16 protein-coding genes are annotated in these 24,320 nt (G+C 64.6%); 4 read left to right on the top strand and 12 right to left on the bottom strand.

Translation table 11 applies throughout. From position 1 onward, the window contains the following. Positions 1 to 59: 59 nt before the first annotated feature. From ACXYN8_RS08340 to ACXYN8_RS08350, 3 genes are all read right to left on the bottom strand, one after another. Positions 60 to 1,250 (bottom strand): endo-1,4-beta-xylanase, encoded by a 1,191-nt coding sequence (locus ACXYN8_RS08340; protein WP_458888962.1) that lies wholly within the window; start codon positions 1,248 to 1,250, stop codon positions 60 to 62. Continuing rightward, positions 1,250 to 3,559 carry a glycoside hydrolase family 3 N-terminal domain-containing protein gene (locus ACXYN8_RS08345; RefSeq protein WP_458889587.1) on the bottom strand — a complete coding sequence of 770 codons (2,310 nt, stop codon included), beginning with the start codon at positions 3,557 to 3,559 and terminating at the stop codon, positions 1,250 to 1,252. Before ACXYN8_RS08345 ends, ACXYN8_RS08340 begins: the two co-directional genes overlap by 1 nt. Before the next feature lie 74 nt (positions 3,560 to 3,633). Next, complete coding sequence (locus ACXYN8_RS08350) at positions 3,634 to 6,036, bottom strand: glycoside hydrolase family 3 N-terminal domain-containing protein (RefSeq protein WP_458888963.1); 2,403 nt, start codon at positions 6,034 to 6,036, stop codon at positions 3,634 to 3,636. 61 nt (positions 6,037 to 6,097) lie between these two features. Between ACXYN8_RS08350 and ACXYN8_RS08355 the strand changes: the two genes are divergently transcribed. The 3 genes from ACXYN8_RS08355 to ACXYN8_RS08365 are packed head-to-tail and all read left to right on the top strand — an operon-like array spanning position 6,098 to position 11,155. After that, positions 6,098 to 8,200 carry an alpha-glucuronidase family glycosyl hydrolase gene (locus tag ACXYN8_RS08355; protein ID WP_458888964.1) on the top strand — a complete coding sequence of 701 codons (2,103 nt, stop codon included), beginning with the start codon at positions 6,098 to 6,100 and terminating at the stop codon, positions 8,198 to 8,200. 49 nt (positions 8,201 to 8,249) lie between these two features. Then, a complete protein-coding gene (locus ACXYN8_RS08360) occupies positions 8,250 to 9,371 on the top strand; it encodes a LacI family DNA-binding transcriptional regulator (RefSeq protein ID WP_458888965.1) in 1,122 nt (373 codons plus the stop codon). Continuing rightward, a complete protein-coding gene (locus ACXYN8_RS08365; RefSeq protein ID WP_458888966.1) occupies positions 9,371 to 11,155 on the top strand; it encodes an IlvD/Edd family dehydratase in 1,785 nt (594 codons plus the stop codon). The genes ACXYN8_RS08360 and ACXYN8_RS08365 overlap by 1 nt, the downstream gene beginning before the upstream one ends. Here ACXYN8_RS08365 and ACXYN8_RS08370 read toward each other — a convergent pair. From ACXYN8_RS08370 to ACXYN8_RS08400, 7 genes are read right to left on the bottom strand one after another with little or no spacing between them, the layout of a single operon-like run. Continuing rightward, complete coding sequence (locus ACXYN8_RS08370) at positions 11,152 to 11,934, bottom strand: Stf0 family sulfotransferase (RefSeq protein WP_458888967.1); 783 nt, start codon at positions 11,932 to 11,934, stop codon at positions 11,152 to 11,154. The two genes, ACXYN8_RS08365 and ACXYN8_RS08370, sit on opposite strands and share 4 nt — an antisense overlap. Continuing rightward, positions 11,931 to 12,806 carry an aldose 1-epimerase gene (locus ACXYN8_RS08375; RefSeq protein ID WP_458888968.1) on the bottom strand — a complete coding sequence of 292 codons (876 nt, stop codon included), beginning with the start codon at positions 12,804 to 12,806 and terminating at the stop codon, positions 11,931 to 11,933. The genes ACXYN8_RS08370 and ACXYN8_RS08375 overlap by 4 nt, the downstream gene beginning before the upstream one ends. Beyond that, entirely contained in the window at positions 12,803 to 14,155 is a 1,353-nt protein-coding gene (locus ACXYN8_RS08380; RefSeq protein WP_458888969.1) for a glycoside hydrolase 5 family protein, read from the bottom strand. Before ACXYN8_RS08380 ends, ACXYN8_RS08375 begins: the two co-directional genes overlap by 4 nt. After that, complete coding sequence (locus ACXYN8_RS08385) at positions 14,152 to 16,059, bottom strand: sialate O-acetylesterase (protein WP_458888970.1); 1,908 nt, start codon at positions 16,057 to 16,059, stop codon at positions 14,152 to 14,154. Before ACXYN8_RS08385 ends, ACXYN8_RS08380 begins: the two co-directional genes overlap by 4 nt. Beyond that, positions 16,059 to 16,940: an SMP-30/gluconolactonase/LRE family protein gene (locus tag ACXYN8_RS08390; RefSeq protein ID WP_458888971.1), complete on the bottom strand. Its 882-nt coding sequence runs from the start codon at positions 16,938 to 16,940 to the stop codon at positions 16,059 to 16,061. Before ACXYN8_RS08390 ends, ACXYN8_RS08385 begins: the two co-directional genes overlap by 1 nt. After that, positions 16,931 to 17,716: an SDR family NAD(P)-dependent oxidoreductase gene (locus ACXYN8_RS08395; protein ID WP_458888972.1), complete on the bottom strand. Its 786-nt coding sequence runs from the start codon at positions 17,714 to 17,716 to the stop codon at positions 16,931 to 16,933. Before ACXYN8_RS08395 ends, ACXYN8_RS08390 begins: the two co-directional genes overlap by 10 nt. 57 nt (positions 17,717 to 17,773) lie before the next feature. Then, positions 17,774 to 18,832 carry a fumarylacetoacetate hydrolase family protein gene (locus tag ACXYN8_RS08400; protein ID WP_458888973.1) on the bottom strand — a complete coding sequence of 353 codons (1,059 nt, stop codon included), beginning with the start codon at positions 18,830 to 18,832 and terminating at the stop codon, positions 17,774 to 17,776. A 163-nt stretch (positions 18,833 to 18,995) separates the two neighbouring features. Between ACXYN8_RS08400 and ACXYN8_RS08405 the strand changes: the two genes are divergently transcribed. Beyond that, positions 18,996 to 20,654 (top strand): glycoside hydrolase family 43 protein, encoded by a 1,659-nt coding sequence (locus ACXYN8_RS08405; protein WP_458888974.1) that lies wholly within the window; start codon positions 18,996 to 18,998, stop codon positions 20,652 to 20,654. A gap of 28 nt (positions 20,655 to 20,682) precedes the next feature. On the opposite strand, the gene ACXYN8_RS08410 is transcribed toward ACXYN8_RS08405, so the two are convergent. Together ACXYN8_RS08410 and ACXYN8_RS08415 are read right to left on the bottom strand one after the other, a co-directional pair. Further along, positions 20,683 to 21,684, bottom strand: a complete 1,002-nt coding sequence (locus ACXYN8_RS08410) for a glycoside hydrolase family 5 protein (protein ID WP_458888975.1) — start codon at positions 21,682 to 21,684, stop codon at positions 20,683 to 20,685. A gap of 29 nt (positions 21,685 to 21,713) precedes the next feature. After that, positions 21,714 to 24,158 (bottom strand): glycoside hydrolase family 3 protein, encoded by a 2,445-nt coding sequence (locus ACXYN8_RS08415; RefSeq protein WP_458888976.1) that lies wholly within the window; start codon positions 24,156 to 24,158, stop codon positions 21,714 to 21,716. Positions 24,159 to 24,320: the final 162 nt, after the last annotated feature.

Here is a 24,320-nt window from a genome sequence, read left to right on the forward strand (position 1 = left end):
CCGACCAGCAGGGCTGGCCGGCATTTCGCGAGGAAACCGGTAAGGGTTGGTAGTGCGACTCAGGCGTTGGCAAGAACCTCTGCCAGCGCGTTGCGCAGCGGCTTGACCTGGTAATCGGAGTCATAGGGCGTTCCGCGGACTTCAAGCCCGTCTGCCCGCTTCGAGGGTTCGAACCCTTGCAGCCAGTTGAACTTGTCGACCATGCCCCATGCGAGAATGTCGTCGAGATGATCGTCGTAGTCGAGCATCACGTCGAAATAGCGCTGGGTGAACTCCGCGACTTTGGCATCGCGCAGCGCGGTGTCCGCGGGCAGTGCCTTGTCCTTCACATCAAATTCCGTGATCAGCAGCCGGTACCCCATGCCGGTCACCTCGTCGAGGAAACGCCGCCATTCGGCTTCCGCGTAGGGGCCCACACCGGTCGCGGGGTCAATTTCGAACATCTCGATATGCGACTGGATGCCGAGGGCATCCACCGGGGTGCCGCGCTTGCGGAACCCTTCGAGCAGTCGGAGAACGTCGGCGCAGTGCTCGCGATGCTGCGGCTCCCAGCTCATGTAATCATTGTAGACGAGCAGACCCGTCGGGAGCTGCTCACGGGCCGTGTGGAAAGCCAGGTCGAGCACCGCCTCGGCACTGCCCATGGCACGGCTGAGGCTCGTCTGCATCAGGTCGTTGGTGTCGTGGTCGATCGCTTCGTTCACGACATCGTAGCTGGTGATCTGGCCGCGGTAGCGATCGGTGACCGTGCGGATGTGCCCGACCACGAGCCGCTCGGCCTCCGAAGCTGGATTGGCGCCGAAGTCATAGTTGTTGAGCCACTCGGGGAACCACTGCGGGCGGTGCCACAGCAGCGTGTGCCCGCGCAGATCCAGCCCTTCGGCCTTGGCCCATGCTGCGATGCGGTCGAGACGCGCGAAGTCGTACGTGTTCGCGTCCGGGCGGGTCGCCTGCCACTTCATCTCGTTCTCTGGCACGACGATGCCGCATTCCGCCTTCACGAGCGCCGCGTAGAGCGGGTTCTCGATCGAACCGCCGTCGGTGAAGTTCCCATGCGAAGCCACGGCCGAGCCGAACCGGCGCCCGCCTCTTCGGGCCAGCGCGTCTAGCGAAGGCGTGGGCCAGCGGCCGGTCACGGTTCCAGCCCCGGCGACATTGTCCACCATGGACGTGGCGCACGAAGCCAGCGGCAAGGATGCAAGGCCCGCCAGCACGCCCCGCCTGCTGGAATGCAATCCCCGTTTCATCATCAAACGATCTCCACTTGTGCTGTTTTCAGGGCTGCGCTCGAATTGCCAGCCGAAAGGGTTACGGGCCCGGGCTCGTTGACTTCCTTCATCGCCCGGTTCCAGATCGCGAGGCGGCGCGGCTCGATGGTGAAGCGCACGCTCCGCCGCTCGCCCGGCGCCAGCGTGACACGCTCGAAGCCCTTGAGCTCGAGCACCGGCTGCGTGACCGAAAGATTGGTTCGCGTGATGTAGAGCTGAACCACCTCGTCGCCTGCCCGGCTTCCCGTGTTGGTTACGTCGACCGTCACCTCCAGCGGTTCGTCCAGACGGTATTGCGATTTCGACGCGCTCGGCGCGGAAATCTCGAAGCTGGTGTAGGAAAGGCCGTGTCCGAACGGAAACAGCGGGGCCGCGTCGCTGAACAGGTATCCGCGACGCGCCGTCGGCTTGTGATTGTAGAACAGCGGGATCTGGCCTGCGTTGCGGACGACGCTGACTGGCAGCTTGGCGCCGGGATTGATCTTCCCCAGCAGCGCTTCGGCAACGGCGGTGCCGCCTTCCTGCCCCGGATACCAGCATTCAAGAATGGCATCGGCCTTCTCGATCACGTTCAGCCAGCTGGGCGGACGGCCGTTGTAGGCAGCGACGATCAGCGGCTTGCCCAGCGCGGCGAGCGCGTCGACCAGTTCGTTTTGTTCGCCGACGATATCGATGCTGGTGCGATCGCCGAGGTGGTTCTTGGCAAAGCCTTCGCGGCTGGTCTGTTCCGTGTCGCCGATCGCAAGGACGATGGTGTCGGCCGTCTTCGCCACTGCCACGGCCTCTTCGATCAGGCGCAGGTTCTCGGCCCGGTCGGCGAGGACGATCTCGTCCTTCGACCGGTCTTCGCTGTCCGTGATGAAGACGCCCTGCGCGGTCACGAAGTCAGCGTTCGGTGCGACCTGGCGCAGGCCGTCGATCAGGCTCGTCAGATGTTGCGGCACGCTCGAATAACCGCCCAGACGCGCGATGGCGTGATTGGGTCCGATCACCGCGACGCGGCCCATGCGCGCTTCATTCAGCGGCAGGGTGTCGTTGCGATTTGTCAGCAGGCACAGGCCCCTGCGCGCAGCCTCGAGCGCGAGCGCGCGTGCTTCGGCATTGCCGGTGATACGTTCGGCCAGCGGCCAGTCGCCGTACGGGTTTTCGAACAGGCCAGCGCGGAATTTCAGCGTGAGCATCCGCGCGCAGGCGAGGTCGACGAGGGCGGCAGGGATACGGCCCGCTTCGACCGCTTCCACCAGTGTCGCGAAAGCCATGCCCTCGGGAAGTTCGCTGTCGACACCGGCGAGCAATGCCTGGTGTGCGGCATCTTCGAGGTCCTTCGCGACGTGATGGAGCGTCGCAATCTCGTGCACCCCGCCGTAGTCTGACCCGATGATGCCGTCGAAGCCCCATTCGCCGCGCAACACCTCGCCCAGAAGCCAGACGTTGGCGTGGCTGGGTACGCCGTCGATCTCGTTATAGCTCGGCATGACGGAGCCGACCGAGGTGCGCTGGACGATTTCCCGGAACGGCGGGAAATACATTTCGCGCAGGTCGCGTTCTGCGGTCTGGGCCGGGGCGACGTTGTTGCCCGCTTCCGGCTGACCATGGCCGGTCATGTGCTTGAGAGTCGCGAAGACCTTGCCGTCGGCCAGTTTCTCGAACTTGCCCGGACCTTGCAGGCCTTCGACGGCCGCAACGCCCATTTCCGCGACGAGATAGGGGTCTTCGCCCCAGGTTTCCTCGATCCGGCCCCAGCGAGGATCGCGCACGATGTCCACCACGGGGCTGAGCACCATGGGAACGCCGCGAGCGCGCACTTCGCGGGCGATCACGGATTGCACGCGGCGCATCAGGTCGGTGTCGAACGATCCTGCGAGCGCGATGGCCTGCGGGAACATGGTCGCATCCGTCGCCATGTATCCATGCAGCGATTCCTCGTGCAGCAGCACGGGGATGCCCAGACGCGTGTCGTTCATCGCCCAGCGCTGAAGCGCGTTGATGAATTCGACCGTCTGCTGCGGAGTGCGCCAGTTGGCCTTCGTCCCGCCTGCCGCCCCGCCGACGCCGGGCACGCCGCGCTTGTCGGACGGGCGAGTGACATGGCCGATGCCGTGCGGGAATGCCGCACTCGCCTTCGCCGGATCGAACACCAGCCCGTCCAGCATATCGCCTTTGCCGGCCCAGGCGGTGCGGATTTGCTGCACCTTTTCGACCAACGTCATACGCGCCAGCAGGTCTGCCACGCGTGCCTTGATCGGCGCGGCGGCCTGTTTGTAGACCGGCGCCGCCTGTGCGAAGGCCATGGGCGCTTCGCAGAAGGCGAGGGCGGAGAGGCTGCCGCCCCCCAGGAGCTTCAGTGCATTGCGTCTGGTTGCCTTCACTGGGTGACCTCGAAGCTGACCGATTGCGTTTCGGCCGAGCTCGGTCCGGTCATCACGGTGAAGGTACCGGGTTCAATCACCTGTTCCATGTCGCGGTTCCACAGCATCATGGAGCGCGGCTGGACGGTGATCTCGACCATCTTCTTCTCACCCGGCTTCAGCGTCACGCGCTGGAACCCGGCGAGTTCCTTGACCGGACGCGTCACGGAGCTGACCTCGTCGCGCAGGTAGACCTGCACGACTTCATCGCCTGCCCGCTTGCCAGTGTTGGTAACGGGCACGCGCACGGTCACGCCCTGTCCCGCCTTGACGGTGGTGGAGGAAAGGACCGGCGCGCCGAACTGGAAGCTGGTGTAGCTGAGACCGTGGCCGAACGGATAGAGCGGCGAAGCATCGTCGAACAGGTAGCCGCGCCGTGCGCTCGGCTTGTGGTCGTAGAAAAACGGAACCTGCCCGACGTTGCGGACCACGGTGACTGGCAGCTTGCCGCCCGGATTGACCTTGCCGAACAATGCGTCCGCAATGGCTGCGCCCTGCTGTTCGCCAGCGTACCAGGTTTCGAGGATCGCGTCGGCTTCGGCGGCAATCTCGGGATAGCTGGGCGGGCGGCCGTTCACGAGAACCGCGACCACCGGCTTGCCCAGCGCCTTCATCGCGCGGAACAGTTCCAGCTGTTCGCCCACCAGGTCGAGGTCGGAGCGGTCGCCGAGGTGCGCCTCGGCCCAGCCTTCGCGGCTGGTCTGTTCGGTGTCGCCGATGAAGAGCAGGATCGTGTCGGCGTCCTTCGCCGCTTCGACTGCGCTGGCGATCCGCGTACGGTTCTGAGCGGGATCGGCCAGAACGACCTCGTCTTCCCACCAGTCGTCATTCTCGGTGATCTTGACGCCTTCAGAATGCACCACTTCGGCCTTGTCGCCGACGAGCGCACGAATGCCTTCGAGCGGGGAGACGGTTTGACGCGGCAGGCCGTAATACCCGCCAAGTCGCGCGACATCGGCGTTCGGGCCGATCACCGCGATGGTCGGCTTTTCGCCCTTGCCGCTCGGCATGGCGAGCGGGAGCACGCCATCGTTCTTGAGCAGGACGAGCGACTGTTCCGCCGCCTTGCGTGCGAGCGCTGCGCCCTTGGCAAGTCCGCTCTTGCGAGCTTCGGTGACGTCGCCCCACGGGTTTTCGAACAGACCGGCGTTGAATTTCAGCGTCAGGATGCGCGAAACCGCTGCGTCGATGGCTGCCATCGGCACTTCGCCACGTTCGACCGGGCCCTTGAGCGTCGAGAAACCGGCGCCCACCGGCAGGTCGATGTCGACCCCGGCGCTCAGCGCGAGCTTCGCAGCTGCTTCGTTGTCGGCGGCGATCTTGTGGCGCGTAACCATTTCCTCGATCGCGTAGTAGTCGGACACGACAGCGCCGGGGAAGGACCATTCGCCGCGCAGGACGTCTTCCAGAAGCCAGCGGTTGGAGTGCGACGGAATGCCGTCGATCTCGTTGTAGCTCGCCATGACCGCTTCGATCGCAGTCCGTTTCACCACCTGTTCGAACGGCGGGAAGAACATCTCGCGCAGCGTACGTTCGCCGATGGAGGCGGGGCCGACGTTCGTCCCGCTTTCGGGCTGACCGTGACCGGTCATGTGCTTCAGCGTGGCGAAAACCTTGTTTTCGGGAAGAACGCGGGACTTGCCGACGCCCTGGAGACCTTCGACGGCGGCGACGCCAAGTTCGCCGACAAGGAACGGATCTTCGCCGAATGTTTCTTCGATACGGCCCCAGCGCGGGTCACGCGCGACGTCCACCACAGGAGAGAGCACGAGGTGGACGCCGCGCGGCCGTACCTCGCTGGCAATCAGCGAGTTGACGTCGCGAACGAGATCGGGGTTCCAGGTAGAGGCAAGCCCGATGGACTGCGGGAAGCTGGTGGCATCCTGCGCCGCCAGACCGTGCAGGGATTCTTCGTGGAACAGCACCGGGATACCGAGGCGCGTTTCCTCGCGCGCCCATTTCTGGACCGCGTTCACATAGGCGATGCTGCGTTCGATGCTGCGCGGCGGATTGACGCGGGGGCTGCTCGGTCCCTGCAAGTCAGACGGGCGGGCGATCATGCCGATACCGGCGGGCCGCGCCGCGGTCGCCTTGGCCGGATCGAATTCGAAATCCTCGCCCTGAATTTCCGTCTTGTTGTCCCAGATCGTGGTGATCTGTGCGATCTTCTCGTCCAGCGTCATCCGCGCGACGAGGTCGGCCACGCGCTGTTCGGTGGGAAGGGAGGCGTTCCAGTACGGTGCCTCCGCCATCGAATGTGCGGCAACGGTTTCCTGAGTCGCAGCCCGCGCATCCATCGGCACCTGAATGGCTGCAAGACATACGCCGACGGCAAGCGCGGCACGCGTGAATGAAAACATGACCTTTTCCCTCTCCCCGAGCGCCAGTCTTGACTGGTCGCTTTCATGTGGTAGCGCTACCATGATAAGAGGGAGAGGGCCTGTCAACCGGCTTACATTATTGTTCGTCGCGCTTTTTGCCTGCGTAGCGGCGAGCGGGCTTGCGCGCGCCGAGGATGGCTACGATCTCTGGCTTAGATATGCACCTCTGGAAGGGGCCGCCAAGGCCAGACTGGAGGCATTCGATCCCGCCATCAAGCTGGCAGACGGTGCTGGAGAAAACGAAAGCGCGCGCATCGCCCAGGAGGAGTTGCAGCGCGGTCTCGAAAGCCTGCTCGCACGCCCGCTGAATACCGCTGCGCGCAATGAAATCGTGCTTTCGTGCGCGGCTACGGAGCCTGAGGCCGAAGGCTTTTCTATCGATCAGGCCGACGAGACGGCGCTTCGCAAGGTCGTGATTTCGGCGACGGGGCCGCGCGGATGCCTTTACGGGGCCTTCGCCCTACTGCGTGAACTCTCGCAAGGCCGCGATCTAGCCAATATCGCAGCGGAGGAACGGCCCGCGACGCCGCTGCGCATGATCAACCACTGGGACAATCCGGATGGCCACGTCGAGCGTGGCTATGCAGGCCGCTCGATCTTCGACTGGTGGCATTTGCCGGAACGGCTCGACCCGCGAATGATCGATTACGCCCGCGCCAATGCCAGCGTCGGTATCAACGGCGCGGTGGTGAACAACGTGAACGCCCGCGCCTTCATGCTGGAGCCGCGCTACATCGCCAAGCTGGCGCGGCTGGCCGACGCATGGCGTCCTTATGGCGTCCGGGCTTACCTGTCCGCCCGCTTCAGCGCGCCGCAGGACATCGGCGGGCTCGAAACCGCGGACCCGCTCGATCCGGCGGTGCGTGGTTGGTGGCAGGCCAAGGCGGACGAGATCTATGCCGCGATTCCCGATTTCGGCGGTTTCCTGGTGAAGGCCAATTCGGAGGGGCAGCCCGGTCCGCAGGACTATGGCCGCACCCATGCCGATGGTGCCAACATGCTGGCCGCCGCGCTGGAGGGCAGGGGCAACGTCATCTGGCGCGCCTTCGTCTATTCGGCCGAGAACGAGGCTGACCGCGCCAAGCAGGCCTATGAAGAATTCGTCCCGCTCGACGGGAAGTTCGCGGACAATGTCTACGTCCAGGTCAAGAACGGCCCGTTGGATTTCCAGCCGCGTGAGCCGTTTCACCCGCTGTTCGGCGCAATGCCTGCGTCCAGGCTCGTGCTGGAAGCGCAGATCACGCGGGAATATCTCGGGCAGGCAACGGGGATTGCCTATCTCGCCCCGATGTGGCGCGAGGTGCTGAAAGCGGACACGGGGCGGGGCGGAAGCGTTGCCGACATCGTGGCTCCGGCGGGGATTGCGGGCGTCGCCAACACCGGCAGCGCGCGTAACTGGACCGGCACGCATTTCGACCAGGCGAACTGGTATGCCTTCGGCCGGCTGGCGTGGAACACACGGCTGCGGAGCGAGGACATCGCGCGCGAGTGGGCGGCGCAGACCTTCTCGCGCGAGGAGCAATTCCTGAGCCGCGTCGTGCCGCTGATGATGCGTTCGCGCGAGGCAAAGGTGGATTACATGACCCCGCTCGGTCTCGCGCACCTGATGGCGACCGGCCATCACTACGGTCCGGGTTCGTGGGTGTGCGACCTTGCACGACCGGACTGGAACCCGTGCTACTACCACCGCGCCGACAAGAGCGGGATCGGCTACGACCGCACGGCAACCGGTAGCGATGCGCTGGCGCAATATGCGCCCCAGGTGGCGTCGCAATGGGCGACTGCCGAGACGATCGACCCGGCCTATCTGCTGTGGTTCCATCATGTAAGCTGGGACGCGCCGATGCCATCCGGTCGGACGCTGTGGGAGGAACTCGTCGCGCGATACGATCGCGGCGTTGCCGAAGTCGACGCCATGCAGGCCGAATGGGCGGGCCTGCGATCCTTCGTGGATGCGGAAAGGTTCGAAAGCGTCAGCGCCGACCTGTCGATCGAGGCGCGCGAGGCGCGCTGGTGGCGCGATGCCAGCATCGCCTACTGGCAATCGGTCAATGGCCTCCCCCTTCCTGCCGGGACGCGCGCGCCCGCCGAAACGCTCGATCATTACCGCTCGCTGAGCTTTCCGGAAGCGCCCGGACAGTGAAAGCCGGCGCGCCGACGTTGTGTCTTGCTGGCAAGCTCAAGCGGGGGCTATGGCCATGTTGATGGACGGCAACATACCACAGGAAAAGCAACCTGCGCGGCGCGGCTCGCGGCGGTCGAACTCGGCCCCGACAATCGCGGATGTCGCACGCGAGGCGCGCTGTTCGCCGATGACCGTCAGCCGCGTCATCAATGGCGAGGAGAACGTGCGCGAAGGCACGCGCGAGCAGGTGCTCGAAGCGATTGCCAAGCTCAACTACACGCCCAATCGCGCGGCCCGCTCGCTGGCGGGTGGTGCGCAATTGCGTATTGCGCTGCTTTTCGACAATCCGTCGGCATCCTACCTCAGCGAATTCCTGATGGGTGCCCTCGACGAGGCGACCCAGCGCGGCATCCAGCTGATGGTGCAGAGCTGCGAAACCGCGGCGGAGAGCAAGCTGCTCATCCGCAAGCTTGCCGAAGGGGGCATCATCGGCTTCATCCTGCCGCCGCCCTTGTGCGACGACCAGAGCGTGCTCGACCTCATTCGCGATACGGGCGGCATCGCGATCGCGGTGGGGCCGGGCCGGGCGATCGGGTCGCACGGTGCCGTGCTGATCGACGAATTCCAGGCCGCCTACGACATGACGAAGCACATAATATCGCTGGGGCATGACCGGATCGGCTTCATCATCGGCAATCCCGAACAGGTCGCCAGCGGCAGCCGGTTGAAGGGATACCGGGCGGCCATGGAAGACGCAGGTCTCGCCGTGCCGGACGACCTGGTCGCGCAGGGGCAATTCACCTATCGGTCGGGCCTAGCCGCGGCGGACAAGCTGTTGGCAGCCAGACCGCGACCGACCGCCATTTTCGCGTCGAACGACGACATGGCCGCTGCGACCGTGGCAATGGCCCACCGCCAGCACCTCGACGTGCCGAGCGACATTACCGTTTGCGGCTTCGACGATACCGAGCTTGCGAGTTCCATCTGGCCGGAACTGACCACGATCCGCCAGCCGATCCGCGACATGACCGCGCAGGCGGTCAAGATGATCGCGCGCGTTCACAAGGCCAAGCGCCCTGCGAAAACGAACGAGGCGGAACAGATTACCTTGCCTTACACGCTGGTCCGACGGGCCTCGGACGCGGGGCCGAGCCTCGCTTCCGCTTACAAAGACAAATCGGAGAGATAATGCCTGATACGGCAAACGGCCGCCGCCTGCGTTCGCGCGACTGGTTCGACAATGCTGAGCGGATGGACATGACCGCGCTCTATCTCGAGCGGTTCATGAATTACGGCATCACGCCCGAGGAACTGCGCAGCGGCAAGCCGATCATCGGCATTGCGCAATCTGGCAGCGACCTGTCGCCCTGCAACCGCATCCATGTCGAGCTGGCCAAGCGCACCCGCGACGGGATCCGCGACGCGGGCGGCGTGCCGATCGAGTTTCCGGTGCACCCCATTTTCGAGAACTGTCGCCGGCCCACCGCCGCGCTGGATCGCAATTTGCTGTATCTCGGCCTGGTCGAGCTTCTGAACGGCTATCCGATCGACGGCGTGGTGCTGACCACCGGGTGCGACAAGACCACGCCGAGCCAGATCATGGCCGCCAGCACGGTCGACATTCCCGCCATCGTCCTGTCGGGCGGACCGATGCTGGACGGCTGGCACGAAGGGGAACTGGTCGGCAGCGGAACCGTCATCTGGCGCAGCCGCCGCAAACTGGCAGCGGGCGAAATCGACGAGGAGGAATTCCTCGACCGCGCGACCAGCAGCGCGCCCTCGGCCGGTCACTGCAATTCGATGGGGACGGCCAGCACGATGAACGCCGTGGCGGAGGCTCTGGGCCTTTCGCTGACTGGGTGCGCCGCTATCCCGGCGCCTTATCGCGAACGCGGCCAGTATGCCTATCGCACCGGTCAGCGTATCGTCGAAATGGTGCGCGAAGACCTGAAGCCTTCGGACATCCTGACCGAAGACGCTTTCCTCAACGCCATTGCCGCGGTCAGCGTGCTGGGCGGATCGTCCAATGCCCAGCCCCATGTGCAGGCGATGGCGGCCCATGCCGGCGTGACCCTGTCGCCGGACATCTGGCAAACCCACGGCTACGACCTGCCGTTGCTCGTCAACATGCAGCCTGCGGGCAAGTATCTTGGTGAACGGTTCCACCGCGCAGGCGGTGTGCCGGCGGCGATGTGGGAATTGCTGAACGCTGGAAAGCTTGCGGGCGATGTGCTGACCTGCACCGGCAGGACCATGGCGGAAAACCTTGCTGGCAAGGAAAGCGGGGACCGCGAAATGATCCGCACCTTCGACGAACCGCTGATGCAGCGCGCCGGTTTCCGCGTACTCAAGGGCAATCTGTTCGAGTTCGGAATGCTCAAGACCTCGGTCATTTCGCCCGAGTTTCGCGCGCAATATCTTTCCCGCCCCGGTGCGGAAGGGGTTTTCGAAGCACGCGCGATCGTGTTCGACGGATCGGACGATTACCATCACCGGATCAACGATCCCGCACTGGCTATCGACGAGAACTGCATCCTCGTGGTCCGCGGTTCCGGCGTGATCGGCTGGCCAGGCAGCGCGGAAGTCGTGAACATGCAGCCGCCCGACGCGATGATCCGCGAAGGCCGCCAGTGGCTGCCGACTCTGGGCGATGGCCGCCAGTCTGGCACCAGCGACAGCCCTTCCATTCTCAACGTCTCGCCCGAAAGCGCGGTGGGTGGCGGGCTTGCCTGGCTACGGACGGGCGACGTCATCCGGATCGACCTCAACGAAGGGCGCTGCGACGCCTTGGTCTCGGACGAGGAAATCGCCCGGCGGCAGGCCGAGGATCCGGCACCACCAGTGCCGGAATCGAACACCCCGTGGGAGGAAATCTTCCGCGAGAAGACCGGGCAGCTGGCGGAAGGCGGAGTGATGGATTTCGCGCTGAAGTACCGCGGTACCTCCAGAAAGCTTCCGCGCCACAATCACTAGTCTTCGGGGCGGGCCTTCGCGTGTTCGGCCCGCCATTGGCGAGCCCCGGCCTGTGACTGCTTCTCGATGCGCGGAACGGCGACCGGGCGCGCTTGCGTGAGATCGACGTCAAGGTAACTCGCCACGGCCTCCAGCGCGCGCGCCGGATCCTCGAGCACGTCTTCGAACCAGAGAACCAAGGGCGTAATCCGCATGTCGCGATACATGGCTTCCCACGCCTGCTCCTGAAGAGCGATGTCGCGCCCGGCGCGGGCGAGGATGGCCGGCGAATACACCGGCTCCTGCGCGTCAGAGGTCTCCTGCTCCTTGCGCCAGACGCCCGAAAGGCTGGCCCGCGCCAGCGAGATGGCGTGCGCCGTCCGATCCCTGCGTCGAAGCTGGACGACGCGGCTGGCAGGACCATCGGCCAGCAGGAAGCGCATCGCGCGCGCGAGAAGTGCGGGGTTGAGACGGCCCAAATCCTCGAGCTGCGCGGGGAAGGCCTTGATTGCGAAAACGCCGTTGGGCGAAGTACGGGACCGGATGACTTGCGACCAAATTTCGTCCTGCGCCGAACGGGAATCGTGGGCATGGCCGTAAGGGCCGGAAGGTTCGAAATTCAGATATTCGAGCGGTGCGCCCAGGCCCCCGGTCTGCCAGAGCAAATGGCTGACATAGGTGCTGCCCGATCGGGGCACGCTGGCCAGGATGTAGCGCCTCGGTTCGGCGGCATAATCCGGAAAATCGAAGCGGGCTTCGTAGCCGGTGGTTATTCCGTCGAGGGGGCGCGGATCGTTCAAGCGGCAATGCGCCTGCCGGTTGCAGGTGTCGCCTCTATCCGCATCGCAATTCCCGTGGCGCGCCCGGGAAGGACTTTCGGCACTTCGTCTGCGGCGCGGTTGAATGCATCGGGTGTCTGCGTGACGGGCTCGACGCACAGTTCGTCGCCTGCGGGCGGCGCGAAGACATGGCAGCAGGGCGTGCCGAAGCCGCGCAGTGTGATGTCGCCCAGCGCATCCGAAATCCGGGCGTGCCCGGACCATCCGGTGAAGCAATGATCGGTCAGGACGTCGGGGAGGGCAGAGCCTTTCGGCCAGGCGGCAAGCCGGTCGACCGGGTGGCTTTCGCCGTCGGGCAGGAACTCCTCATCGATGCCGAGCATGGCGTCGGCTTCGAACTGCAGCACGGTGTCGGCGAAGCGCCGGAAATAGGGATGCAGACCGAGCCCCATCGGCGCAGTCTCATCCGACAGATTTTCGACCATCAGCCGAACGGTGCAACCCTGCCGATCGAGCGATACGTGCTGGTGGGCGCGATAGGCCCAGGGCCATGCACTGTCGCCGGAATGCTGATGTTCCAGCAGAATGCTTGCATCGTCATGACGCAGGATGTTCCACCGGGTCAGCCATCCCATGCCGTGCAGGGGATGGCGCTGTGGCGGGAAATTGGGCGCGATCTGGACCGGGCGATCGTTGAAGGTGAAGCGACCATGCGCGATCCGGTTGGCGTAAGGGACCATCGCAAAGCAGGCGGTCTGCAACGGATGGCTGGGTGAGGAGCGCGTCTCCCGCAGGATGGGCACGCCTGCCATGCGCAGGGCCGTGATCGCCCCGCCTACGTCGGGCGCAAGTTCGGCCTCCCAATCGCCGACGCGAAGCCTTGGCAAAGTCACGATTTGTCCTTTGATGCGTGGATTGCCGCCGTTGCGGCGTGAGATTTTACCAGATCCAGCATAGCGGTGTCGGTGTCGAAATTGCCGTACCAGCCTTGTGGTTCGTGCGGCGGATCGCCCATGTATGCGCCGTCGCCGTTGACGAAGCGGAAGTCGTCATGTTTTGCGCGCGCTTCGCCGTTCCATGCCCAGAAATTGCTACCGGCCAGCGGACCGCTGGCGGCCCAGCTTTGCTCCACGGCCTTGTAGATCACCGAGTAGAATTGCTGGCGGAAAGCGGTCGGCACGTCGGGCGCATATTCCTCTCCGTCGCGCGGAAAGCCGAATTCCTCGATCACCAATGGTTTTCCGGCCTGTGCCGCGAGCCGTTGGTGGACCGCAATGTAGTCTTCCGTTTTCGCCTTGCCGTCCGCCCATGTGCCCGCGAGATCGTCACCCGCGACCCAGCTCCAGTTGAGCGGCCAGATATGCGCGGTGAGGTAATCCGCACCGGCATGGGCCCGCCGCACGATCGCCTCGCTGCCATTGGTCGCCATCGTGCCTTCCTGACCGAGCGACAGCAAATGGTTCGGATCGAGCGAACGTATCCGCGCGAAGCTCGCGTCGATCCAGTCGAAATAGGCGTCGCTCGTTGCGGCGATCATCGCATCGCTGCCGCCGGGACGCGGCTCGTTCGCAAGCTGCCAGCTCATGATCGCCGGATCGTCGCGATAGGATTTTCCGGTGATTGTATTGGTGCGCCCGACGATTGCATCGAGATGCCGGTCGTAGAGCGCTCGCGCCTCGGCATTGGCGTAGAACGCGGCGGTCGCGTCGGCGAAGGCCGGCCACGGCGCAGCCGGGTCGCCGTTGTCGACATAGGGACCGCCTGTGACACGCCCGAGAATGGTCTGGAGCCCGCCCGACCATTCCCAGAAATTGGACAGGGCGACGACGGCGGTCATCCCCCGCTTGCCGATTTCCGCCAGGGCGAAGTCGAGGCCCTCGAACAATGCCCGGTTTTCGCCACCGTCCTCGCGCGTGAAGCCGGGGCGGATGGAATTCCTGAGCGGCCCTTCCTCGGCAGCGGCCATGATCCGCAGGTTGTTGACGCCGATGGATTGCAGGCGGTCGAGTTCGCGTAGCAACCGTCCCCGGTCACCATAGTCCGTGTCGGCCCCGAGCCACGCCGCGTACCACATGTTCGCGCCGACGATCCGGTAAGTCGCACCATCGCGCACGAAGCCGATACCCTGCCGCCGCACGAAACGGTCGACAGGCTGGAAGGCGTGACCGACCGTGCCGAGCGACAGCACCGAGATTCCGGCAATCGTTCCGGCGATGGCGCCGCGGCGGTTAATCCCGGTCATTTGACCTGTAGTTCGAAACCCGGAACCGGCAGGTCACGCGCGTCGTAGAGATTGGCGACCGGCGCGTCCGACCAGAGGTAGCGCACGCGCGCAGCAGGTGCCCCGTCCGCGACGGGTATCACCAGGCTGTCACCGGCGATCTGTGCGACGACCCAGCGGCAGCTGTTTCCGGCGGCTCCGCAAAGCTCCACGCCCAGCGGATACGGTCCGCCGTGCGCCTGCAATCCGCCTTCGATGCCGGTGAAGCTGACGGTGACGGAATCGCCTGCGCGCGTGGCCGACTTGGGCATCGGCATGGCCTTGCCCTCGAAAGCCATCGCCAGGCGTCGGCCCAGCACGTTCTTGTTGGCGGGGTGGATGTCCGTCGGCTCTCCGATATCGATCGCGGTGACCAGCGCGGCGTTGCGGTCTGCGGTGACACCGTCGAGCTGTTCCTGCCGCAACTGTGCCCAGCCGCTTTCGACGGGCTGCGACTGACGCTCCCCATAGTCGGCGAGCTGGACCACCAACATCCGCGCCTGCTGCCCGAACTGGCTGCGCCATCCGCGGAACAGCTCGCGCAGCTTGGCATCGTAATCCGGCTGGCCGACATCGCTTTCGCCCTGATACCAGGCAACCCCGGCGAGGCGCATGGCACCCAGAGGCGCGACCATGAAGTTGTGCATCACGCCAAGGCCCGCGTTGGAATCCCACGGCGCGCGCGGCGGCGCACCCTGCACCTTGCTGAGCGAGTATTCCCAGTCCGCACCGAGCGGGATCGCTTCGGCGCCTGCAGGCGTGAAGAACAGCCGGTCCGGGCCAGCGAAGAAGCCGCCGGTGTCCCACATGTTGTTTGCGGCGATCAGCACTTCGTTTGTGCCGGGGCGCAGATATTCGGCCGGCACGCGGTAGCTGCGCTCGACCCCCCAGCCGAAGGTATAGCCGACCGGCTGACCGTTGATGAACGTCAAGTCCAGATCGTCGATCGACCCGATATTGACGGTGCCGTCCGCCGCTGCCTGTTCAGCCGAGAGATCGAAGGTCTGGCGCAGCCACACGTTGGCCTGCGGGCTGGTGTCCAGTCCGGTGCCGGTCCACTCGTTCCAGAAGGAGAACTGCGGGATCGGCTTCCAATCCAGCATGGAACTGTCGGTCCAGGGTTCGCGCCCGTTGTCGTTCGCACGCCACCAGTCGAACCACTGGGGCAGGAAGGATTGCGTCGCTGCCAATGGATCGACGGAGTATTGCCGCAATTGCGCGAGCGCTTCCGAGCCGTAGAGCGCCTCCACCCCTTCCGGCGTCAGCCAGGCGCGCGCGGCGCTACCGCCCCAGTTGGAATGGATCAGGCCGAGCGGGACGTCGGGCCGGTCTGCCCGCAACTGCTTGCCCATGTAGAAACAGGCGGCAGAAAAATCGCCGACCGTATCGGGGGAGGCGGCATTCCATCCGGCAGGTTCGTAAAACCGGTCCTGCGGGGTCGAAGCCGTGAACTTGGGCACCATCAGCAGGCGAATGCCATCGTCGGCCGACAGGCGCAGTTCGTTGAAGGTGTTCAGCGCCCGGTTAACCTGCAATTCCATGTTCGACTGCCCCGAACACAGGACGACATCGCCGACGAGGATATTGGCGTAAGTCACCCGTCCGCTCTTCGCGACGAGGTCCAGCGTCTGGCCTTGGTCGGAAGCGGGGCGGGCGGGCAGGGTGATCAGGAACGCGCCGTCGGAACCCGCCTTCGCGGTCGCCTTGCTGCCGCCGAACGTCGCGGTGACGGTCTCGCCCGGTTCGGCCTTGCCCGACAGCTGGATCGGGACATCGCGCTGGAGAACCATGCCTTCGCCGTAACCGGCGACTAGCGAAGGTGCGGCGAGGGCCGGGGCCGATACGCCGAGTGCGAGTGCCCCTGCCAGGCTGGCGAGGCGCCGCATCACAGCTTGGCCCGCGTCTGGGCAAACCCCTTCACCGGGGCGTCGAAGGCGAACAGGCTGCCTGCCTGCGGGTAGGTTTCCATATCGGACGGCTCCATGTTCTTGGTCGCTGTCGTGACGAAAACGGTTCCCATGTCCGTTCCGCCGAACCCCATCTTGGTGATGTCGCGCGCAGGCATGGTGACCGTCGCGACGAGTTCGCCATCGGGGGAGAACCGTGCGACCTTGCTGCCCAGATAAAGGCCGGTCCACAGGTGATCTTCCGCATCGACCACCGGGCCGTCGGGATAGGCATCGGGAAACAAGGCACCGGTATCGACGAACAGCCTCGCTTCACCCACGCCGTCCTGCGAGAGATCCGCGACCATGATCTTCTGTTCGGTCGTGTCGGTGAAATAGATACGGGTCCCCTTGGCGTTTACTGCCGGACCGTTGGTGATCTTGATGCCCTTCGGCCCCGCCTGGCGCACTTCGCCGCCGTCGAAGACGTAAAAGGCGCCCGAATTCGCGTTCTCGCCGTCGTCCATGGACCCGAACCATACCCGGCCCCAGGGATCGGTGCAGGCATCGTTCAAGCGGTTCTGCGACGGTTCGCCGGGGACGTCCATCAGCTTGCCAAAGGCGCGCGTCTGGGGATCGAACGTGTAGAGACCGTCTTTCAGACCGCACAGCAACAAGCCGTTTTCGGCGGGCACGGCCCATCCGATCTGGTCCGGTGCCTCGTCATAGGCATTGCTGCCGGTCGCGGGGTCGTAATGCCACAGGCGATGCCGCTTGATATCGACGAACCAGACGACCTGGCGCAGATCGTCCCACAAGACGCCTTCGCCCAGCTTGGTGCTGGCGTCGATCAGTTGGCGAACCTTGGCGTTTATCTCCATCCGGCATCCACCCAATAATTGTGCGCGGTGCAATAACGCGCGTCGTCCGAGGCGAGGAACATCGCCATGGCTGCTATGTCGACCGGCTGGATGCGCCCGTCGAGGCACTGCGAGGCGACGATTTCCGCCTCCCCTTCCGGCGTGTACCACATCATCTGGCGCGGGGTCTGGACATTGCCGGGAATGATCGCGTTGACGCGAATGTTCGACCGGCCAAGCTCACGCGCCAGGCTGCGGGTAAGCCCTTCGACTGCCGCCTTCGCCGTCTGATAGACCGTGAGGTCCTCGAGGCCGAGGTGCCAGCTGATCGAGCCGAGGTTGACGATCGATCCGCCGCCCGCTTCCTTCATCGCGGAAACGACCGTTTGCGCGGCGAAGAACTGGTGCTTCAGATTTACCGCCATAGAGCTGTCCCACAGCTCCGGCGTGACGTCCGTGATCGAATGACGGGTGTCGTTCGCGGCGTTGTTCAGCAGGATGTCGCAGCCGCCGAGGGCTTCGATCATCTCCGAAATCGTTGCCATGTAGGCGTTCGCATCGGTGATATCGCAATACCGGAAGATCGGTGCGTGCTCGACATCGGTAAGCCGCTCGCACAGCGCTTCGCTGTCTTCACTCTTCACGTCGACGAATGCCACCCTGGCACCCTGACGCGAGAATTCTTCCACCAGTCCTTCGCCGATTCCCGAACCGCCGCCGCTGACGATGACCCGTTTTCCTTGCAAACTGGGGTAGATAGCGCGGTTCGCGCTACCTCCAGTTGTCCCCTCCGACATTACGCATAAGCTCCTGTTGCGTGGCGCGCGGTTTTTCTCTTCGCGCCAATATATTTATCAGATGCGGTCGATCAGTCCTCGACCCGCAAGATTACGAACGAAGTCGGCCACGCCGACCTCCCACGCCGGCGCATCGCGCGACGTGGTGACTGTGTTTACCAGCGTTCCGATCTTGTCGGAGCGGATCGTGACGACATCACCCACCTTGTGAGTGAAGCCGGCGCCCGGATCGTCGCGGTCCTGCGTGGGCGCGAAAAGCGTCCCGCAGAACAGGACGAAACCGTCGGGATAGTGATGTTCGGACAGGCACTGGCCGACCAGGTCGAGCGGATCGCGACTGATCTGGGCCATGACGTTGCGGCCTTCGAGGCGATAGCCTTCGGGACCGTCGATCGTCAGTTCGACCTCCGCATTGCGGATGTCGTCGATACCGAAGGTCTCGTCGAACAGGCGGATGAACGGCCCGATGGAGCAGCTGGCATTGTTGTCCTTAGCCTTGGACAGCAACAGGGCCGAGCGGCCTTCGAAATCGCGCAGGTTGACGTCATTGCCGAGCGTCGCGCCAACAACTTCGCCGGAGCTATCGCACACCAGCACCACTTCGGGTTCCGGATTGTTCCACGCGGAATCGGAACGCACGCCGATCATCGCTCCCGCGCCGACGGTCGACAGGACCGGCGACTTGGAGAAAATTTCTGCGTCGGGGCCGATGGCGACTTCCAGATACTGGGACCACATGTCGGCTTCGATCAACGCGGCCTTCAGCTCGTTCGCTTCTGCGCTGCCCGGAACGACAGAGCGAATACCGGAGCCGACCCGCGATTCGAGGTCCGCACGGATCCTCGATGCTTCGCTTGGATTGCCGCGCGCGCGCTCTTCGATCACGCGTTCGATGGCCGACAGCGCAAAGGTGACACCGGCCGCCTTGATGCACTGAAGGTCGACGGGCGACAGCAAGGTCCACCCATCGGGCAGTCCCTCGGAAACGGAACCGAGTGCCGTTCCGCCTGTGAAATGACGGCGGGCGACAGCGCCCGACACGGTCGCGACTTCGCCGGTGAGATCGAAAATCTCGCCGCCGTCTATCGCGATAACGGATGGACCCGCAGGTGACATTGCACGGCCCAGGAATCGACCCGAGCGGAAGTCCGCAGGCAAAAACTCTTCAAGCGTCCGGGCCATTTGTGGCCTTGCTCCCGTAATTGATAGCGCTACCATATGCAGCAAACGGCTGGCGGGCAAGCCCCGCCGGACCTTGGGGCATATGAGGAGAGGGCTTTTGCGAAATACGGGGAAACTGGCGTGGATTGCGGCTGCATCGTTGCTGCATTCGACGGCGAACGCGGCGCCGACGGCAAATTTCGATTACGTCGAATATCGGGCGGGCGAGTCTTCCGACGTGGCCGAAGGGCAGTTTCGCAATCCGATCCTGCCGGGTTTCCAGCCCGACCCGTCGATCGTGAAGGTCGGTCGGGATTTCTACCTCGTCACTTCGACATTCAGCTGGTTTCCCGGACTGCCCGTCTATCACTCGACCGATCTGGTAAACTGGCGCCAGATCGGCAACGCGATCGATCGGCCCTCCCAGGCGGATTTCAGCGGGCTCGGCACGAACCGGGGATTGTTCGCCCCGGCGATCAGCTGGCACGACGGGCTGTTCTACATCGTCAACACCTGCATCGAATGCGGGGATAATTTCGTCATCACCGCGAAGGACCCGGCCGGCCCGTGGAGCGAGCCAGCGCCGCTCGACTTCGGCGGGATCGATCCTTCGCTGTATTTCGATCCGGACGGGCGCGCGTGGATCGTCTACAACGACGAGCCTCCAGGCCCGCCGCAATACGAAGGGCATCGCGCGATCTGGCAGCGCAGTTTCGATCCCGCAACACTGACCGTCTCGAGCGAGCCGACCCTGCTGGTCAATGGCGGGGTCGACCTGTCGACCAAGCCGGTCTGGGCGGAAGGGCCCCATATCTACAAGGTCGGTGACTGGTATTACCTGATGGCGGCGGAAGGCGGGACCGCCGATGCCCATTCGGAAACGATCTATCGATCGCGATCGGTCGAAGGACCCTACACGCCCGGCCCGCGCAATCCGATCCTTACGCAGCGGGACCTGCCCGCCGAAAGGCCGGAGCGGGTCGAAGCGACGGGGCACGCCGATCTCGTCCGCCTCGACGATGGAAGCTGGTGGGGCGTTTTCCTCGCCACGCGCCCGTTCGCCGGACAATCGACGCTGCTGGGGCGCGAGACATTTTTGCTGCCGGTCACCTGGCAGGACGACTGGCCGATTTTCCTGCAGCCGGGAGAGCCGGTTCCCATGGCAGCGGACAAGCCCGATCTGCCGGAGAGCCCCGGCACCGACTGGGGCCGCTGGCGCGAGGATTTCAACGGGCCGCTGTCCCACGAATGGATCGGTTTGCGAACGCCGCAGATGGTTCAGCAAGTCGCCGTGGATCGGCAGGCGGGCAAGCTGGCGCTCATTGCCGGATCAGCATCTACCGGAAGTCTCGACAAGCCCTCGTTCGTCGGGCGGCGTATGCGCCATCACGAGGCGGAATACACGACGCGCGTGTCCTTCACCCCTTCGGCGACGGAGGATTTCGCGGGTCTGCTTGCACTGATGGACGAAACGCATTTCGTTGCACTCGGCATCGAAGGTGACCGGATCGTGCTGCGGCGGCGGGCCGGAGCGGGCGATGCCGAGCGCGGCGAAGTGCTGCAATCGGCCCCTCCGGTTACCGGCGCCGTCGATCTGCGGATGCGATTCAAGGGCGGGCGGGCAGATTTCGCCTATCGTGCTGCCGGACAGAACATGTGGAAGGACGTGGCGACGGACGTCGATGTGGAGCCTCTCGCATCCGTCCATGCGGGACTGTTCACGGGCCTCGTCGTAGGCCCTTACGCTTACAGTCCCGCACAGTCTAACGCCGACTAGCGCATTACGAAAGGTTCGGCCGCCCGGATTATTTTCCGGGTGCCCGCAGGCCCATGGCCTCCAGCATACCGGGCAGCCATTCCCCGCTCTTTTGATCCCAGAAGGGGAAGGTGTTGGTGTAGGCCCAAGTGCAGATCCCGATGCCTTCCGGCGCGAAAGTGTCGTGGATTGCCTTGGTATAGGCGACCCGCTGCTCCAGCGGAATGTGCGCTTCATACGCACCGCTTTCACCGATGAACGGGACGAGACCGGTGCGCTTGGTATAGGCCCGAACCTTCTCGAGGTCGGCGGCCAACCGTTCGCTGTCTTCCGCACCGCCATACACGCGGCCGACTTCCGGAATGTCCGGACCGGCCCAGCTCGCGCCCTGATGGGTGAATGCGAACGGCTCGTAATAGTGGAACGTCGGGATGACGTTCGGATCGTCGGGCAGGTTCAGCGTTTCGAGCGATGAGATGCCGCTCCAGAATTCGCCGCCGATTACGACTGCGCGTTCGGGGTTGGTCTTGCGGATTTCCGCCAGCGCGGGGCCGAGCGTTTCGACGAGGTTCGCATTGGTGAGCTTGTCGTTCGGCTCGTTCGCGATTTCGAACCACAGCGTCTCGTTGGGACGGTCGGCAAAATTCTGCGCGACCTGCGCCCACATCGCTGCCAGCTGCGCGGTGTTGCCTGCCGGATCTTCGACCAGTTCCCGGAAGTGATGGTCGTTGAGAATGACCTTCAGCCCGGCATCCAGCGCCATGTCGACCACCTCGCCCGTGCGCGTCATGAACGCGGGCTCTATCGCATAGGGCGCTTCGTTCGCGGCGTGCGCCGACCAGCGCACCGGAATGCGGACCGTTTCGAATCCCGCGGCCTTGATGCGGGCGAAATCCGCCGCGTCGATCAGCTTGCCGTGGCTGCTTTCGGGGAAGGATTCGAGGCTGTTGCCCATGTTGATGCAACTGCCGACCGGCAGGGAACGTTCGTGCGCCTGCGCGGCAGGGGAAGCAAGAACGAGCAGGGCGGCGAAGGCTGGTAGTTTGCGCATGCGATCATCTCTCCTTTGCGGACGGTGCACTAGCTGCCGCAAGGAAGGTCGACATCCGCATCCGTTCCGAGGCGAACTTCGCCGATGGCGATGTCAGCCTTGCCGTTGGTCCCCAGTATGAAAGGTTCGGTCAGGCTGGTCATCTGTGCCCCCGCTTCGCGCAGGCAGCGCAGCGGGATGCCGTAGCGCACGAAACCGCTGGTGACCGGAAGATTGACCGGGATCATCCCCATCGACCCATCTCCGCGCGCGCCGATCCACGCGCTGTCCGGCGCATCGATAACCCTGAGCGTGACGAGCAGCTTTACGTCGGCATTGGTTTCCCGGTCGAGGTCGAGCGCTTCGAAATTGCGCAGAGACATCGTTGCCGCGCCCCCGGCGATGGCGAAACGTCGTGCGCCTTCCTGCACGAGGAAATTCTCTGCGCTCACCTGGATGCGTCCCTCGGCGGCCTCGGCCGGAACCGTGGTCACCCGTGTCTGCGCGCTGCCTTCGCCGCCGGTGACCAGCAGCGACCAGCTGGCGGCCGGGTTCCCGGCGGAGAACCATGTGCGGCTGTCGCGGGCCTGTGCGGTGTCGACTTCCGCCAGCGGCGTCCACGCCGTCGCGGCGGATTTGAAGGTCAGGCCGTCCCCGAATTCGAACAGCGCACCGTCCGCCATGTCGGGCGTCCTGGGCCATGCTGCGGGCAGCTTGCCGGTGAAGTCGTAACGCGGCGAACCGTCGGCATCGGCGATCAGCACGTCGGCCACGCCGCCACCTTCGCTCCCCGGAAGCCAAGCCACCACGAAGGAGTCAGCAATATTCATCGCCGGGTTCACGTAGAGCGGACGGCCGGTGATCATCAGCGCAACGACAGGAATGCCCTGCGCCTTGAGCTTGCGCATGGTTTCGTAGGGACCGGTCAGATCGCTATCGAGCGCGAGCGTGGCGCGGTCGCCCTGAAACTCCGCATAAGGCTTTTCCCCGAACACCACGATGGCCGCGTCGGGCTTCTGCGCGAAGGTGCCGTCGGGCGAAAGCTGCGCGCTGCCGCCTCCGGCTTCCACTGCCTGCTTCAGCCCCGACCAGATCGAGGTCGCGCCGGGAAACATATCGTTGTTGAGGCCGCTGCCCTGCCAGGTGATCGTCCAGCCGCCCGACTGGCGTGCGATGTCGTCCGCCCCTTCGCCCGCGACGAGCAGCCGCCCGCCCGGCGCGATTGGCAGCACGTTCTGGTTTTTCAGCAACACGAGCGACTTGCGCACCGCCTCGCGCGCCACCTCGCGATGGTCCGCAGCGCCAAGAAGATCCCACTGCCCGGAGTAAGGACGATCGGAGGGTTTGCCCGCTTTGAACAGGCCGAGCCGTTCTTTCACCCGCAGGATGTCGCCGACGGCGTCGTCGATCTTCGCCATCGGGATCGTACCCGCTTTCGCGCGCGCCAGCAGGTCTTCGTAAACCGGCTTCCACGTGTCGGGCGCCATGTACATGTCGATCCCCGCCAGCAGGGCCTGCGGGCAGCTTTCATTGGTGCAGCCTTCGACCTGACCGTGGGCGTTCCAGTCGGAAACGGTGAAGCCGCGGAAATCCATGCGGTCTTTCAGCACGCCTGTGACGAGGCTCTCGTTGCCCGTCATCTTGCGGCCCTGCCAGCTCGAAAAGCTGACCATGACCGTGGCAACGCCTTCCCTGATCGCCGGTCCGTAAGGCGCGCCGTGGATGTCGCGCAGTTCTTCCTCGCTGACCGAGCTGTCGCCCTGATCGACACCGCGATCGGTTCCGCCATCAGCCAGGAAGTGCTTGGTCGAGGCGATCACGTAAGGGCCGGAAAGCAGATCGTTATTGCTTGGCGGGCCCTGAAGCCCGCGCACCATCGCGCCCACGTATGAGGCGACCAGCTGCGGGTCGGACGAATAGCCTTCGTAGGCGCGACCCCAGCGGAAATCCTGCGGCACGGCGACGGTCGGCGCGAAAGTCCATTCTTGGCCGGTGGCGCGGATTTCCTTCGCCGTGGCCTTGCCGATGCGTTCGATCAGATCGGGATCGCGGGCCGCGCCAAGGCCAATGTTCTGCGGGAACACGGTGGCGCCGATGATGTTGGCGTTGCCGTGGACGGCATCGATGCCCCAGACGGTCGGAATGCCGACACCGCCATCGCTGGTATCCACCGAAGCGAGGTAGAATTCGTCCGCGGCCTTCAGCCATTCGGCGGCGGGTGCGAAGTCGTTCTGGTTGGGACCGGAATTGCCGCCGACGAGAATCGAGCCGAGGTTGTATTTCTTCACATCCTCCGGCGTGACGCAGCACAGGTCTGCCTGCACCAGCTGACCGATCTTCTCTTCCAGCGTCATGCGGCCGATGAGGCTGGCGACGTTGGCTTCCTGCGCCTGGGTCAGCTTCACCGGGTAGGTGTAGGACGGCCAGATCTCCGGATTGGCGATACCTTGCTGCCTTGGAGCGGTAGCGGCGGTGGCCGCCGACGCAGTGTCCATTTCCGGAGAAGTAGCGGCGCAGGCCGACAGCGACATGAGGATCGTGGCGGCGAAAATGCCGGTTGCTTGCGGTTTGATAAGCCCCTCCAAAAAACATCCGGTGGCCTGCGCGATTCGTGGCGTCAGAACACACCTATCCCGCGGCGATATGACAACGTTGTC

It is taken from the genome of Altererythrobacter sp. CAU 1778 (genome assembly GCF_054482795.1).